The 15,216-nt window shown below is 66.3% G+C and carries 15 protein-coding genes and 1 other RNA gene; 8 read left to right on the forward strand and 8 right to left on the reverse strand.

Annotated elements, in window-relative coordinates:
* Positions 1-302: 302 nt before the first annotated feature.
* The 5 genes from ACH2CY_RS06250 to ACH2CY_RS06270 form a co-directional block, all read right to left on the reverse strand.
* Positions 303-1,133, reverse strand: a complete 831-nt coding sequence (locus tag ACH2CY_RS06250; RefSeq protein WP_395017155.1) for a TIGR00282 family metallophosphoesterase — start codon at positions 1,131-1,133, stop codon at positions 303-305.
* A gap of 11 nt (positions 1,134-1,144) precedes the next feature.
* Positions 1,145-1,738: a 5-formyltetrahydrofolate cyclo-ligase gene (locus ACH2CY_RS06255; RefSeq protein ID WP_395017158.1), complete on the reverse strand. Its 594-nt coding sequence runs from the start codon at positions 1,736-1,738 to the stop codon at positions 1,145-1,147.
* Between the two features lie 72 nt (positions 1,739-1,810).
* Positions 1,811-1,969, reverse strand: a non-coding RNA gene (gene ssrS, locus ACH2CY_RS06260) — 6S RNA.
* A 12-nt stretch (positions 1,970-1,981) separates the two neighbouring features.
* Positions 1,982-2,311: a cell division protein ZapA gene (locus ACH2CY_RS06265; RefSeq protein ID WP_395017160.1), complete on the reverse strand. Its 330-nt coding sequence runs from the start codon at positions 2,309-2,311 to the stop codon at positions 1,982-1,984.
* A 21-nt stretch (positions 2,312-2,332) separates the two neighbouring features.
* On the reverse strand, positions 2,333-2,542 hold the full coding sequence (locus ACH2CY_RS06270; RefSeq protein ID WP_395017163.1) for a hypothetical protein: 210 nt from the start codon (positions 2,540-2,542) through the stop codon (positions 2,333-2,335).
* A gap of 253 nt (positions 2,543-2,795) precedes the next feature.
* Here ACH2CY_RS06270 and tkt point away from each other — a divergent pair, with 253 nt between their 5' ends.
* From tkt to metF, 7 genes are all read left to right on the forward strand, one after another.
* The gene (gene tkt / locus ACH2CY_RS06275) at positions 2,796-4,820 is read left to right on the forward strand and encodes a transketolase (RefSeq protein WP_395017165.1); all 2,025 of its coding nucleotides are present in this window, start codon (positions 2,796-2,798) and stop codon (positions 4,818-4,820) included.
* A gap of 147 nt (positions 4,821-4,967) precedes the next feature.
* Positions 4,968-5,978: a type I glyceraldehyde-3-phosphate dehydrogenase gene (gene gap, locus ACH2CY_RS06280; RefSeq protein ID WP_395017168.1), complete on the forward strand. Its 1,011-nt coding sequence runs from the start codon at positions 4,968-4,970 to the stop codon at positions 5,976-5,978.
* A complete protein-coding gene (locus tag ACH2CY_RS06285) occupies positions 5,921-6,307 on the forward strand; it encodes a class II fructose-bisphosphate aldolase (RefSeq protein WP_395017169.1) in 387 nt (128 codons plus the stop codon). Before gap ends, ACH2CY_RS06285 begins: the two co-directional genes overlap by 58 nt.
* Positions 6,307-7,869, forward strand: coding sequence for a hypothetical protein (locus tag ACH2CY_RS06290; protein WP_395017171.1), 1,563 nt, complete (start codon positions 6,307-6,309; stop codon positions 7,867-7,869). Before ACH2CY_RS06285 ends, ACH2CY_RS06290 begins: the two co-directional genes overlap by 1 nt.
* A 179-nt stretch (positions 7,870-8,048) precedes the next feature.
* The gene (locus ACH2CY_RS06295; protein ID WP_395017173.1) at positions 8,049-8,969 is read left to right on the forward strand and encodes a class I fructose-bisphosphate aldolase; all 921 of its coding nucleotides are present in this window, start codon (positions 8,049-8,051) and stop codon (positions 8,967-8,969) included.
* Positions 8,970-9,022: 53 nt separating this feature from the next.
* Complete coding sequence (locus ACH2CY_RS06300) at positions 9,023-9,619, forward strand: thiamine phosphate synthase (RefSeq protein WP_395017783.1); 597 nt, start codon at positions 9,023-9,025, stop codon at positions 9,617-9,619.
* A gap of 212 nt (positions 9,620-9,831) precedes the next feature.
* The gene (gene metF, locus ACH2CY_RS06305; protein WP_395017785.1) at positions 9,832-10,692 is read left to right on the forward strand and encodes a methylenetetrahydrofolate reductase [NAD(P)H]; all 861 of its coding nucleotides are present in this window, start codon (positions 9,832-9,834) and stop codon (positions 10,690-10,692) included.
* Positions 10,693-10,718: 26 nt separating this feature from the next.
* Here metF and ACH2CY_RS06310 read toward each other — a convergent pair whose 3' ends face one another.
* On the reverse strand, positions 10,719-12,218 hold the full coding sequence (locus ACH2CY_RS06310; protein ID WP_395017174.1) for a methyl-accepting chemotaxis protein: 1,500 nt from the start codon (positions 12,216-12,218) through the stop codon (positions 10,719-10,721).
* Between the two features lie 433 nt (positions 12,219-12,651).
* On the opposite strand from ACH2CY_RS06310, the gene ACH2CY_RS06315 reads away from it, so the two are divergent.
* On the forward strand, positions 12,652-13,584 hold the full coding sequence (locus ACH2CY_RS06315) for a helix-turn-helix domain-containing protein (RefSeq protein WP_395017177.1): 933 nt from the start codon (positions 12,652-12,654) through the stop codon (positions 13,582-13,584).
* A 9-nt stretch (positions 13,585-13,593) separates the two neighbouring features.
* Here the strand turns inward: ACH2CY_RS06315 and ACH2CY_RS06320 are convergent, their stop codons facing one another.
* Positions 13,594-14,169, reverse strand: a complete 576-nt coding sequence (locus ACH2CY_RS06320) for an isochorismatase family protein (RefSeq protein ID WP_395017179.1) — start codon at positions 14,167-14,169, stop codon at positions 13,594-13,596.
* Complete coding sequence (gcvA, locus tag ACH2CY_RS06325; protein ID WP_395017181.1) at positions 14,166-15,077, reverse strand: transcriptional regulator GcvA; 912 nt, start codon at positions 15,075-15,077, stop codon at positions 14,166-14,168. Before gcvA ends, ACH2CY_RS06320 begins: the two co-directional genes overlap by 4 nt.
* Positions 15,078-15,216 lie beyond the last annotated feature (139 nt).

A 15,216-nucleotide genomic window follows, 5' to 3' on the forward strand; every position in this document is an offset into this window, starting at 1 on the left:
GCTTCTTCAGCCGATCGCTGCTCCGACATGCCTGGCTGGCTACATTGGTACAATCACCACCGACCCCATGCCGGGATCATGGCCGCTCCCCCAGCTCACCGACTGAACAACCTGCTTGGCAACGACAGCTAGATACCATTCCGGCAGGTGTGGCGAACTCCATGATCGGTCGGCGCTGGACCAAGCCACCCAACCGAGCGCCAAGATTAGGACCAGCTGACCGACCGTTCCCCCGAGCATGACAATCGCTCGGAGACAGCGTCCGATGGATGGGCCAGCTTTCCCCGAACTGGCCTCGACGCTCATGCGGTCAAGGCCTCGACCTTGGGCAGCATCTGCGAAAGCTTGCCGCCGAGGCGGACGGGCTCGATGCGTTTGGCCAATCCCGTTGCGTCATCGGTTTCGACGAAGGTACCGCAGAGCGTGCCCGGGCCGGATGCCGCCGAGAGGCGCTCGGTCGGCATCTTCTTGGTGAAGCGGGCGACCGGGATCGACTTCTCCATGCCGATCACCGAGTCATAGTCGCCGCACATGCCGGCATCGGTCTGGTAGGCGGTGCCTTTGGCCAGGATCATGTGATCGGCGGTCGGCACATGGGTATGGGTCCCGACCACCAGGCTGGCCCGGCCGTCGCAGAAATGGCCCATCGCCATCTTCTCGGATGTCGCCTCGCCGTGGAAATCGATCAGGATGGCATCGACGTTGCCGCCCATCCGATGGGCTTTGAGGAGCTGGTCGACCGCATTGAACGGATCGTCCAGCGGGTCCATGAACAGGCGGCCCATGACATTGGCGACCAGCACCTTCTTGCCGCGCGCGGTCTGGTAGATGCCGCTGCCCTTGCCGGGCGTGCCGGCAGGGAAGTTGACCGGGCGCAGCAGCCGGGGATCGGCACCGATGAAGGAGATAGTTTCCTTCTGGTCCCACACGTGATTGCCGGTGGTGATGCAATCGGCGCCGGCCTTGTAGAGCTCGTCGCAGATCTTCTGCGAGATGCCGAAGCCGCCGGCCGCGTTCTCACCGTTGACGACCACCAGGTCGAGGCCGAGGTCGCGGCGCAGGGCCGGCAGGCGCTCGATCACCACGTCGCGCCCCGAACGCCCCACCAGATCGCCGCAAAACAGAATTCGCATACCTTACTCTCTCAACTGCATTTCCGGGCCCAGGCCTCGGTCACGATCCAGTCCAGCGGCTGGTCGAAGGGCCCGCGCGGGAGGTTCTCGGTCTCCTGCGCCGCGAAGGCCATGCCGATGGCGACAACCGGATGTCCAGAATGCGCCTCGTGGCGGCGCTTTTCCAGGGTCCGGTCGTAGAAGCCGCCGCCGTAGCCCAGGCGGAAGCCCGCCCGGTCGAAGGCCAGCAGCGGCACGAGCAGGACGTCCGGCACCAGCTCCGGCGCGCCCTCCGGCGGGGTCAGGACCTTGAAGCTGCCTTGGAGCAGCGCCACCCCCGGCGACCAGCGCCGGAACAGCAGCGGCTGGCCCTTGCCCTGCACGACCGGCAGTCCGATCAGGTGGCCCTGATCATGGATCTGGTGCAGGAGCGGGCGGATATCCAGCTCGCCCGGCAGCGGCCAGTAACCCGAGACCACGGCCCTGCGCGGCAGATGCACGGAATCCCGGAAGCGCCGGGCGAGATCCTCTCCGGCATTCGGATGGGCCGCGAAAGCGGCCGCGCGACGTTCCGCCGCGGCACGCCGCTCGCGCTGTTTCCAGTCGGCGATTTCGGGAGATTCCATGTTCACGATCGAGTTTGCGGCTCCCCCACCCACCCTCCCCCGAAGACGGGGGAGGAGAAGCCACATTGAGTGGGCGGCGCCCCATGGGCCGGTGGCTCGTATGAATCCTCTGTGGCCTGCTAAAGCAGGTGGGCGCCATGTGCCGAAACCACGGTCTCGGTAGGGACAGCTCCCGAGAGGTTTAGAATTGGCCTCAGGGATTACCCGGCCTGTCGCACCTAAGAGCGACCGCCCACTGCTTACTTAGGCTGCTTCGACCCGGGCGGCAAGGGTTTCGACCCGGGCGGCCAGGGCCTCGATGGTGTCGGCCAGGGCCACTTCCCGCTTCAGCGATGCCTCGCGGCCTTCATCCTTCAGCTTCAGGGCTTCGCGCTTCCGCTGGTCGAGCTCGTCGGCCAGGGTCAGGGCGGTCATCACGAAGACCATGCCTTCGGAGAGCGTGCCGGCGTTGCGCGCCAGGTTCTCCATGCGGCGACGGATCTCCGCCGCGAGTTCCTGCACGCGCGGCTCTTCGCCCTCGCCGACCGCGAGATCGTAGTTTCGTCCGTTTAGGGCGATGGTCACCGTCGGCATTTCAGTGTCCCCCGAATTTGATCAGAGACTTCCCGCCACCACATGCTGCAAGCGACCGACCGCGTGGTCGAGGCGATCGGAAACCACGCGCGCTTCCTCCTGCAGCAAGGCATGCGTGCGGCGAAGCGCGGACAATTCCTTCTCCATGGAGTCGCGGCCGCGATCGCCACGCTCGGCGCTGTGACTGACGGCGGCATCAAGCCGGGCCATGGCGGCATCCAGGCGATTCATCGCCGTTTCCAAGCGGGACATCGAAAGGATCGTTGCCTCTGTCTGAGGTCCCCGGTGAGGACCGCGTTCTTCTACGTTGATTTCAGAGATTAAACCGGTGATCCACGAACGCGTCAACACGGCATCGGGTTGCATGATGTGCGCAAGCTCACGTCATCTGCAGGGCGAACCAACCACTGGGTTGACCACTGGGTTGATTTTGCCGGGTCGAGCGGGCATCTTCGCCGCCTGCAAGCAAATTCAGGAAAATGCGATGGAAACCGCGACCGCCCGCACAACCACCAACGATGGCGCGGCAATTGCGATTAACCACAAGGACATGGCCAATGCGATCCGCGCGCTGGCGATGGACGCGGTGGAAAAAGCCAACAGCGGGCATCCCGGCATGCCCATGGGCATGGCCGATGTCGCCACCGTATTGTTCTCGCAATTTCTGAAATTTGATCCGCAGCATCCCGAATGGCCGGATCGCGACCGCTTCGTGCTCTCCGCCGGCCATGGCTCGATGCTGATCTATGCGCTGCTCTACCTCACCGGTTATCCACAGATGACCATCGATGAGATCCAACGCTTCCGGCAGATCGACAGCAAGACGCCGGGCCATCCCGAGCACGGCCATACCCTGGGCGTTGAGACCACCACCGGCCCGCTCGGCCAGGGCGTCGGCAACGCGGTCGGCATGGCGCTGGCCGAGCGCATGCTGAACGCGCGCCACGGCGATGCGCTGGTCGATCACTACACCTATTGCATCGCCGGCGACGGCTGCCTGATGGAAGGCATCAGCCAGGAAGCGATCTCGCTGGCCGGGCACCTGAAGCTCAGCAAGCTGATCCTGCTGTTCGACGACAACCACATCTCGATCGACGGCTCGACCGACCTCACCGTCTCCGACGACCAGGTGGCGCGCTTCCAAGCCTCGGGCTGGAACGCGACCCGGATCGACGGCCATGATCCGGAAGCCATTGCCAAGGCGATCGCCGCGGCGAAGAAATCCGACCGGCCCAGCATGATCGCCTGCCGCACCACGATCGGCTTCGGCGCGCCGAAGAAAGCCGGCACCGCCTCCGCCCATGGCTCGCCGCTCGGCAAGGAAGAGATCGCCGGCGCCCGCGAGCAGCTCGGCTGGAAGTATCCGCCGTTCGAGGTGCCGCTCGACATCCTCGGCGCCTGGCGGAAGGTCGGCGCGCGGGGCCAGGGCGCTTTCGCGGACTGGACCCAGCGCCACGGCGCCGCGGCCAGCCGCGCCGAGTTCGACCGCACCCAGAAGGGCGAGCTGCCGGAAGGCTTCGCCGCCGCGATCAACGACATCAAGAACGCCTTCGCCAAGGAAGCGCCGAAGCTCGCCACCCGCCAGTCGTCGCAGCGGGTCATCGATGGCCTGAATGCGGTCCTGCCGGAGCTGATCGGCGGCTCGGCCGACTTGACCGGCTCCAACCTGACCAAGGCCAAGGCCGCCAACCCGGTGAAGCCGGGCGACTATTCCGGCGGCTACATCTATTACGGCGTGCGCGAGCACGGCATGGCGGCGGCGATGAACGGCATCGCGCTGCATGGCGGATTCATTCCGTTCGGCGGCACCTTCCTCTGCTTCACCGATTATGCGCGGCCCTCGATCCGGCTCTCGGCGCTGATGAACCAGCGTGTCGTCTATGTAATGACCCATGATTCCATCGGCCAGGGCGAGGACGGGCCAACCCACCAGCCGGTCGAGCATCTGGCGGCCCTGCGCGCTATCCCGAACATGCTGGTGTTCCGCCCCTGCGACAGCATGGAGACGGCGGAATGCTGGGCCCTGGCCTTGAGCGCCCGGAACCAGCCCTCGATCCTGTCGCTGACCCGCCAGGCGGTGCCGCATCTGCGCGCCGATGCCGCGGTCGCCAACCATTGCGCCCGCGGCGGCTATATCATCCGCCCGGCTGAAGGCGAGCGGAAGGCGACCATCCTGGCCACCGGCTCGGAGGTCTCGATCGCGGTCGAGGCCCAGGCGCTGCTCGCCCAGGAAGGGATCGGCGCCGCCGTCGCCTCCCTGCCCTGCTGGGAATTGTTCGACCAGCAGTCCGAGGCCTATCGCAACGAAGTCTTGGGCTCGGGTGTCCGGGTTGCCGTCGAGGCCATGGTCTCGTTCGGCTGGGAACGCTATCTCGGCCCGATCGGGCCCAAAGGCGGCGGCTTCGTCGGGATGACCGGCTTCGGCGCCTCGGCCCCCGGCCCGGATGTCTACAAGCACTTCAACATCACCCCCGCCGCCGTCGCCGAGGCGGTCAAAGCCAGACTGTAACGAATGGCCGCCATGCGCGGGCTTGATCCCGCGGGGGTGGCATTGCAGTTTAATGGGTGAGTTTCACCGGCCCGGCCCCGCCGCTTCCCCGCGGCGGGCCGGTCCGGCCAAGCCTTCAATCAACGTCTTCCAGAGAAGGATAAGAACATGGCTGTTCGTGTCGCCATCAACGGCTTCGGGCGCATCGGTCGCCTGGTGCTCCGCGCCATCATGGAATCCGGCCGCAGGGACATCGAGGTCGTCGGCATCAACGACCTCGGCCCGGTGCCGACCAATGCGCATCTCTTCAAGCACGACACGGTCCATGGCGCCTATCGCGCGCATGAGGTGAAGGTGAAGGACGACGGCATGGATGTCGGCGCCGGCTTCATCAAGATCACCGCCGAGCGCGACCCGTCGAAGCTGCCCTGGAAGGACTTGGGCGTCGATATCGCCTTCGAATGCACCGGCATCTTCACCGACAAGGCCAAGGCCTCGCTGCATCTTCAGGCCGGCGCCAAGCGCGTGCTGATCTCCGCGCCCTCGGCCGATGCGGACTTGACCGTGGTCTACGGCGTCAACCACCAGAAGCTCGACAAGGCGCATACCATCGTCTCGAACGCGTCGTGCACCACCAACTGCCTGGCGCCGGTGGCCCACGTGCTGCACCAGGCGATCGGCATCGAGCGCGGCTACATGACCACCATCCACTCCTATACCGGCGACCAGCCGACCCTGGACACCTTGCACAAGGACCTGCATCGCGCCCGCGCCGCCGCGCTCAACATGATCCCGACCACCACCGGCGCCGCCAAGGCCGTCGGCCTGGTGATCCCGGAATTGAAGGGCAAGCTCGACGGCACCTCGATCCGCGTGCCGACCCCGAACGTCTCGGTGGTGGATTTCAAGTTCACCACCGCGAAGCCGACCAGCAAGGAAGCCGTCAACGAGGCGATCAAGGCGGCCGCGAATGGCCCGCTGAAGGGCATCCTCGCCACCAACAGCGAGCCCTTGGTCTCGATGGACTTCAACCACAACCCGGCCAGCTCGACCTTCGACCTGCCGCAGACCCAGGTGATCGACGGCGTCTTCGTGCGCGTGCTGTCCTGGTACGACAACGAATGGGGCTTCTCCAACCGCATGGCGGACACCGCCGTCGCAATGAGCAAGCTCGGCTGAAGACCGTCACCATCCGCAACCTCGCCGAAGCCCGCGCCGCCCTCGAGGCGGCGCGGGTCGCGCGAGAGCCTGTTGCCCTCGCCTCCCCGCCGGACGCCGCGATTCAATACGGCGTCCTTTTTCATGTGCAGCTCGCCGAAGCGCTGGCCGCGGAATATCCGGACTTGCAGCCGGTCGTGGCCCTCGATTGCGGCGACCGCGCCGATCTCGCCCATGACGCGATGCGCCTGGGGTTGAAGAGCATCGTCTTCCGCGGCGATCCCCGCAGCGCCGAGAAGCTCGCCGACATCGCCGCGAGCCTCGGCGTGACGTTCGAGGCACGGGCCTGATGGCGAGAACCGCAGCCTTCTACGCCGCGCTGTTCGTGCTCGCTCTGGTGCCGGTGTTCAGCTTCGGCATCCTGCCGTTGGGCGACATGCCGAACCACCTGGCCCGGGCCTTCATCATGAACGCCCTGCCGTCGGATCCGGACCTGCAGAAATATTATGCGATCGAGTGGCGCTTCTTCTCCTTCCAGTCCACCGATCTCATCCTGCCGCTGCTGATCAAGGCCTTCGGCCTCGAGCTCGGCGCGCGTCTCTTCATCGTTGCGACCTTCGCCCTGCTGATCGGCGGCACCGTGGCCCTGCATCGCGCCTTCTTCGGACGGGTCGGCCTCTGGCCGGCGGCGGCGATGCTCTTCCTGTTCAGCTTTCCCTTCGCGCTCGGGCAGATCAGCTTCCTGCTCACCACCGGCCTCAGCCTGCTGCTGTTCGCGGCCTGGATCGCGTCCCTGGCGCGGCACGGGCTCGTCAAGGTCCTGCTGTTCTCGGCCGCGAGCCTGGCGCTGCTGCTCTGCCACTTCTTCGCCTTTGCCGCCTATGCGCTGCTGGTCGGCGCCCATGCCGGGGCGCGATGGTGGCGCGACCCCGACCGGCAGCGGCGCGGGCGCGACCTCGCTGAAGCCGGCGCGCCGTTCGTGCTGCCGGTGCTGGTCTATCTGCTTTCCTTCACCGCATCGATCCACGGGCGCAGCTTCTACGGCGATCTCGCCGCGAAGGCGGTCTCGGTCCTCGCCGCGACGATCACCTACGGCACCTGGCCGGATGTCGTCGTCACCGTCGCGGTGATCGTCGGGTTGTGGATTCTGCACCGGCGCGGCTTGCTCTCCTTCGCCGCCGGGATGCGCCTGCCCGTCCTGGTCCTCGTGGTCGCGGCAATCGCTATGCCGCGCATGCTGCAGGGCGTGCTCGGCGCCGATCTGCGGATTCCCTGCCTGCTCGCCTTCCTGCTGGTGGCCGCCAGCGACGTCGCCTTCCGCAGCCGCCGGGAGATGCAGATCTTCTGCGCCGCGGTGATCGTGCTGATGACGTTCCGCGTCGCGACGCTCATCGACCAGTGGCGCGTGTTCGACGCCGACTATCGGGAGTTCCGTGCCGCCGCCGCGACGATCGAGCGCGGCAGCCGCGTGATGGTGATCCCCTTCGACCTCGGCAAGAGCGCGGATCGACCGCGGCTGCCCTATTGGTATCTGGCATCGCTGGCGGTGATCGACCGCAGTGCGTTCCTGCCGCATCTCTACACGATCGCAACGCCGCTGCGCTTCACCGACGGCCGTGCCGCGGACCTGGTCGGGCCGGCGCTGGCGGCGCGACCGATGGACTGGCAGCCGGCCAGCCCGGCGTTTGCCGGCACCGATGCCGAGACGGTGGCGCAGGTCGGCGCCGTCATCCAGCGCATGGCGCCCTGGGACACGATCACCAACCCGATCGACTGGTCCGACTGGCCGGAGCAATACGACATCCTGGTCGACCTCGATTTCGGCGAGAAGGTGAATCCGGTTCCCGCCTTGCTCACCGAGGTCGGGCGCGGCGCCGTGTTCACCCTCTACCGCATCCATCCGCCGCAATGAGACAAGCCGGAACCGAATCCGGCCCGCTCGGTTGATAGCGGCGGCCGCGAACAGGCCTGTCCAAATTGCGTCACACGCCGCCGCAATGGGCCGCATTGAACAAAACCCCCGTTCTGGGCTAGAAGGCGGCGGGCGCGCCGCCAGCAACCATTTTCGCGTTAACCAGCAGGACCATCCTCATGAAGATCTCGCGCAAGGTGAAGGAAATCCTCTCGCACTATGAGAGCGACAATCCGGGGACGAAGGCGAACCTCGCCCGCATCCTGATGGAAGGCCGCTTGGGCGGCACCGGCAAGCTGGTGATCCTGCCCGTGGACCAGGGCTTCGAGCATGGGCCCGCGCGCAGCTTCGCGCCGAACCCCGACGCCTATGACCCGCACTACCATTTCCAGCTGGCGATCGATGCCGGCCTTTCCGCTTACGCCGCCCCGCTCGGCATGATCGAGGCCGGCGCGGACACTTTCGCGGGCGCGATCCCGACCATCCTCAAGGTCAACAGCTCGAACTCCCTCGCCAAGGCCAAGGACCAGGCCGTGCATGGCTCGGTCAACGACGCGCTGCGCTTGGGCTGCGCCGCGATCGGCTTCACCATCTATCCGGGCTCGGACTATGCCTTCGAGATGATGGAAGAGATCCGCGATCTCGCCGAGGAGGCGAAGGCGGCGGGTCTCGCCGTCGTGGTCTGGTCCTACCCGCGCGGCGACGCGCTCTCCAAGGACGGCGAGACCGGCATGGATATCTGCGCCTATGCGGCGCATATGGCCGCGCTGCTCGGCGCTCATATCATCAAGGTGAAGCCGCCGACCGCGCATCTCGAGCAGCCGGAAGCCAAGAAGGTCTATGAGAAGGAAAAGATCGCGATCGGCACGATGGCCGAGCGCATCCGGCATGTGGTCCAGGCTTGCTTCAACGGCCGCCGCATCGTGGTCTTCTCGGGCGGCGCGGCCAAGGACCTCAACGGCATCTATGACGAAGCGCGCGGCATCCGCGACGGCGGCGGCAACGGCTCGATCATCGGCCGCAACACCTTCCAGCGCCCGCGCGAGGATGCGCTGAAGATGCTGGATACGCTGATCAAGATCTACCAGGGCAAGGAGTAACGGTCATCGTCGACCGCGAACCCTGCCGGGTCTACCTGACGACGCCGCCCGAACTGGTTTCGGGCGGCGTTCTCTTGCGCGATTTCCTGCAGCATTTCGAGCGCGCGCTCGACAGCGCCGATGTGGCCTGCCTGTTGATCGCGGCCCCCGCCGACGCCCGCGATGACGGCCTGCGCGCCGTCGCCGAGCCGCTGATCCGCGCCGCGCAGGCGCGCGATGTCGCTGCACTCCTGCCCGGCCGCGCCGCGCTGGCCAAGGCGCTCGGCGCCGACGGCGTTCATCTCGACCTCCGCGCCGCGCCGACGGAAGAGGCGATGCGCAGCTATCGCGAGGCACGCAAGACGCTGGCCGACGACGCGATCGTCGGCGTCGCCTGCCCACCCGAGCGCCACCTGGCCATGGAACTCGCCGAAGCCGGCGCCGATTATGTCGGCTTCGATCTCGCGGCACCCGAGGCCGCCGACACCCTGGCCTGGTGGGGCGAGATGATGACGGTGCCCTGCATTGCGTTCGGCCGGATCGACCCCGCCACCGCGGCGGCGCTGGCGAAAAGCGGGGCGGATTTCCTTGCCCCTGAACCGGATCTCTGGAGCCGCGTTGATCCCGTCGGCGAACTCGCGGCGCTGCAGACCTCAATCCGGGCTGGATAGCGCCCGGTTCGCGTGTTAGCCTCGCGGTTAGCCTGAAACCGACTATTTTCGTCGATTCCGCGCCAATAGCAAACGAGGCCAGGGTGAACTTCCTGCACGAGCGACAGCTGCGCCGCCTGGATGCCGCCGCCCATAACCGGGGCGGTTCAAGCCGTGCGGTCGAAGCGCCGCCGCGGGTCAGCTTCGAGTTCTTTCCGCCGAAGAACCCGCAGATGGAGACCCAGCTCTGGCAGACCATCAAGGCGCTGGAGCCCCTGCTGCCGCAGTATGTCTCCGTAACCTACGGCGCCGGCGGCTCAACCCGCGACGCGACCTTCGAGACCGTCCGCCGCATCGTCGACCAGACCCATCTGCGGCCCGCCGCCCATCTCACCTGCGTCGGCCATGGCCGCAAGGACATCGCGCAGCTGCTGGAGCGCTATTGGGAAGCCGGCGTCCGCCACATCATCGCGCTGCGCGGCGATCTGCCGGCCGGCGGCGCGGCGACGCCGCCGGATGGCCTGGCCTACGCCGCGGATCTGGTTGCCTTCATCAAGACCATCGCCGATTTCGAGGTCAGCGTCGCGGCCTATCCGGAGATGCATCCGCAGGCCCAGTCCGCCACCGCGGATCTCGACAATCTCAAGCGCAAACTGGACGCCGGTGCGACGCGGGCGATCACGCAGTATTTCTTCGACAGCACGGCCTTCCTGAAATTCCTGGAACGCGCGCGCCGCGCCGGCATCTCCACGCCGATCGTGCCGGGCATCCTCCCCGTCACCAATTTCGCCCAGGTGGTGAAGTTCAGCGCGATGTGCGGCACCTCGGTGCCGGATTGGCTGAAGGAGCTGTTCGAAGGCCTCGACGACGACCAGGACACCCGCAAGCTGATGGCCGCGATGGTCGCGACCGAGCAATGCCGGTCGCTGCAGGCCGAGGGCGTCACCGATTTCCACTTCTATACGCTGAACCGCGCCGACCTGACGCTCGGCATCTGCCGCCGCATGGGCTTGAAGCCGGCGCCGCTGCCGGAGAAGAACGACTTCGCCGACGCGCCGACGCCGGTGCAGCGCGACCCGGAGATGCCGGACTGAAGCCCGGCTCTCCGGATCGTCTCGTCTTACATCGCGCGGACGCTCTTCAGGAAGTCATCCACCCGAACCTCGAGCTGGTCGGCCTGCTGCGACAGGGACTGGGCGACGTTGAGCACGGTCGAGGACGAGTGACCGGTCTCTTGCGCCGCCTGGCTGACGCCGTTGATGTTCGACGAGACTTCCTTGGTGGCGGCCGACTGCTCCTCCACAGCGCCGGAGATCGACGTCGAGATCTCGCTCACCTGCGAGATGATCTGGCCGATCTCGCGGATCGCCGTCGCCGTGGTCTGGCTGGAATCCTGGATGCCCTTGATCTGCTGTGCGATCTCCTCGGTCGCCTTGGCGGTCTGATTGGCCAGGCTCTTCACTTCGGAGGCGACGACCGCGAAACCCTTGCCCGCCTCGCCGGCGCGCGCCGCCTCGATGGTGGCGTTCAAGGCCAGCAGGTTGGTCTGGCTGGCGATGTCGTTGATGATCTGCGTCACCTCGCCGATCTTCTGCGCGGCCGTCACCAGATCGCTCACCATCTGCTCCGACTTCTTCGCCTCGCTGACCGCGATCCCGACCACCCGGGTCGATTCCGAGATCTGCCGCGAGATCTCGTTGACAGAGGCGGCAAGCTCCTCCGTCGCCGATGAGACGGTGGAGGATTGCTGATTGGTCTGCTCCGCCGCAGCCGCCAGCGACTGCGCGGTGCCTTCCATCCCCTTCGCGGACGACGAGACCTCCTGGACCAGCGCCTTCACGCCGTCCTCGAAATCCTGGGCCAGCGCGCGGTTCTGCTCCTTGCGCTTGGAAAGATCGGTCGCGAACTTGACGACTTTAAACGGCCGGCCGTTCTGATCAAGGATCGGGTTGTAGGAAGCCTCGATCCAGACCTCCTTGCCGCCTTTGCCGAGCCGCTTGTATTGGCCGGCATCATATTCGCCGCGGCCGAGCTTGGCCCAGAAGGCCTTGTATTCGGCGCTGGCCGCATAGGCGGGGTCGGCGAACATGCTGTGATGCTTGCCCTGGATCTCGGGCAGGGTATAGCCGAGGGTGTGCAGGAAGTTGTCGTTGGCAGTGATGATAGTGCCGTCGAGGTTGAACTCGATCACCGCCTGCGAGCGGCCGATCGCTTCGATCTTGCCGGTGAGATCGGCCTGCTCCGCCTTCATCTTCGAGATGTCGGTCGCGTATTTGACGACCTTGTAGGGCTTGCCGCCGCGCATCAGCGGATTGTAGGAAGCCTCGATCCAGATCTCCCGGCCGCCCTTGCCGAAGCGCTTGTATTGCGCCGCCTGGAACTCGCCGCGATTGAGCCTGACCCAGAACTCGCGGTATTCCGCGCTCGCCGCATAGGCGGGCTCGCAGAAGATGCTGTGATGCTTGCCCTTGATCTCGGCAAGCTCGTAGCCCACCGCCGCGCAGAAATTCGCATTCGCGGTGATGATGGTGCCGTCCATGTTGAACTCGATCACCGCCTGCGACTTGTCCAGTGCCGCGAGCTTGGCGGCGGCATCGCCGCCGAGAACTGAAAACGCCATGACCTGATCCCCTTCTTCGGTCGTATTTCACGGGCCGGCGGATCGCAGGCCTCGACAGGCTGAATATGGGGCTGTGCAGGTTCCAGCGCTTCGTCCTGGGACGCCGCAATTTGGCGCCGAGTGCCAAAATCCGTCTTGCGGAAGGCGTGACCCGATCAGGGGATATACATCACAAGCAGTTTACCGCCGCCCCAGATGGTTGCGGATGCATCGCGGGTTATGCACGCATCATGAGAAACCTGGGAGTGTAGTCCTTGCAAAGTCGCGGAAATCCGGGCCTCTCGGCGCGTGTTTAACACATTGTCAGCAATTTGAGCCGCATTCTCGGCATCAAGTTGGGTGTATGAAAGGTCGGCTCTTGTTTGCGCAGAACGCACCACTCGATGCACATCCGGCGTTCCGCGCATCCTGCTTCGATGCGCTGAAGGATGCCGTGGCGACGCAACTCGCGGCGCGGTTTGTGGAGCTTCCGACACAGCCGGCGGTGTTCGCGGCCCGCGCCAATCGCTTCAAGCTGCCGAACGGCAGTCTCTGGTTCTGCGCATTCGGCGCGCCGGTCGCGATCCAGTTTCCGGAGCCCGATCACGTCCGCGTGCAGTTCCATCACGCCGGGGTCGGTGCCACCTGGATCGGCGACATATTGGCACCGGTGACCAGCAACCAGGCCTGCATCACATCGACGGCCGCCGAGTTCGACTTCGGCAACGATTTCCAGCAGGTGGTCTGGCGCGTGTCCAAGGACTTCCTGCGCAAGAAGCTGGCCAGCCTGACCGAGGCGCCGCTGACCGGCGAGCTGGTGTTCGATCACAGGCTGGACCTGGACCGGCCGAAATCCCAACTGCTCACCAAGTTGCTGGGCTGCACCATCCATGCGGCGGAATCCCTGCAATGCGATCCGGGCGCGGCCGATCCCGGCGGGATCGTGCTCGGCGAGCTCGAGCAGGCGCTGGTCTCGGCCTTCCTCGCCGCCAGCGAGCATCGCTATCGCGAGCACCTCGAGGGCCGCGTGCTGGCCGCGGCGCCCTGGCAGGTGCGGCGCGCCGAAGCCTATATCGCGGCACACTGGGACAAGCCGCTGGAGATCGACACGGTCGCCGAAGTGACCGGCGCCAGCGTGCGCAGCATCTTCCGTGCCTTCAAGCAGAGCCGCGGCTATACGCCGTTCGAGTACGCCAAGCGCATCCGCCTCGAGCGCGCGCGCCGCATGCTCGAGGGGACGGAGTCCGGCGGCTCGGTGACCAGCGTGTGCTTCGCCTGCGGCTTCAGCGATCTCGGCCGCTTCAGCAAGGATTTCGCCCAGGCCTTCGGCGAACGGCCGTCCGACGTGCTGAAGCGCTTCAAGGGCGCTGTCGCGGCGCTGCACTGAGTTTCGCGCTTAGAGCGTCATTCCCGCCGGAAGGTCGGGGCCGATCGCGGCCTTCAGCTGCTTCAAGGTCGCGAGGTCGCGCACCCATTCGTAATGCATGCCCTTGAGCGTGGTCACCAGGATCCCGGCGTCGCGGATCCGGCGCAGCCCCGCTTCGTGATGCGGCGGCGGCGAGCCGCAGGCGTCCTCGATGACGGCGACACGGTGGCCGGCCGCGGCGAGCCCGAGGGCCGAATGCGCGACACAGACATCGGTCTCCAGCCCGACCAGTACGAAGGCGCTGCGCCCGCTGGCCGCGACGGCGTCGCGGATGTCGGCCTGGCCGTAGAGGCCGAACACCAGCTTATCGAAGACCTTGGTCCCTGCCGGCAGCAGCGCGGCAAGCTCCGGCAGCAGCGGCCCGTCATTGGCGATATCTTCCGCCGTGGCGACGATCGGAATGCCGAGCGCGCTTGCCACGCGCATGAACCAGGCGATGCGCGCGACCAGCGGTGCGGCGAGTCCGGCGGGGAGCTTGTCCAGGAAGTATTGCTGCACGTCGATGACGACGAGGCAGGACCGGTCGCGCTCGAACAGCATGTTCATCCCCTCTTCACCTCGTCCAGAATCCAGTCGCGGAAGGCGCGGATCTTGCGGACCGCCTTGCGCGTCTCGGGATAGACCAGCCAATAGGCGGTGTCGTCGGTCGCCATCAAGGAGAAGGGCTGCACCAGGCGGCCGGCGGCGAGATCGCCGGAGAAGAAGGCCGGCATCAGCATGGCGACGCCCTGCCCGGCGATCGCGGCGGTGCCGAGCAGCGACTGGACATCGAGCGAGACATTCGAAGGCACCGCCGGCGGAATCTCCGCGATGCCCGCCGCCTGGGACCACAGCCGCCACCATTCGTCATGCGCGTCGAGCCGCGGCGCCTTCAGCATGTCGGCCGGCTCGGCCCAAGGACCATGGCGCGCGAGGAAGTCGGGGCTGCAAAGCGGCGTGAAGGCGATCGGGATCAGTTCATCGGCGCGCAGCCCCGGCCATTTGCCGCGGCCGCCGCGGATTCCGATATCGAACTCCTCGCGGGTGAAATCGACGTTGCGACTGGAGAGATCGATGCGGACCGCGATCTCCGGATGCTGCTGCTGGAACGCGCCCAGGCGCGGCACCAGCCAGTTGGTGGCGAAGGTATGCACCGCCGTCACCGCCAGCACCGCATCGTCGGTCTCGCGCAGCTCGGCGAAGGCGCTGTGCAATCCCTGGAACGCCGCGGCGACGGCCGGCGCCAGGCGACGGCCGGTTTCCGAGAGCTCGACCTTCTTCGGCAGTCGGATGAACAGCGCCTTGCCGAGCCGGTCTTCCAGCAGCTTGACCTGGTAGCTGACCGCGGCCTGGGTCATGCCGAGCTCTTCCGCCGCCTTGGTGAAGCTCTGATGGCGCGCCGCGGCTTCGAAGGCGCGCACCGCGGTCAGCGGCGGCAGGCTCGGGCTGAAGGGTGGCGCGGAATCCTTGGGCATGGCGTCGATCCTGGGGCCGAGAGCATAAGGCCAGCTTATGCTCTTCCCCTGACAATCGCTTTGAGAAACAGGGCTGTCGAGGCCAATTTCCCATCATCAGCATAAAGGCAGCTTTGGCTCGCCGGCGTTGGAGGATTGC

This window comes from Dongia sp. (assembly GCF_041905885.1).
Classification (GTDB): Bacteria; Pseudomonadota; Alphaproteobacteria; order Dongiales; family Dongiaceae; genus Dongia.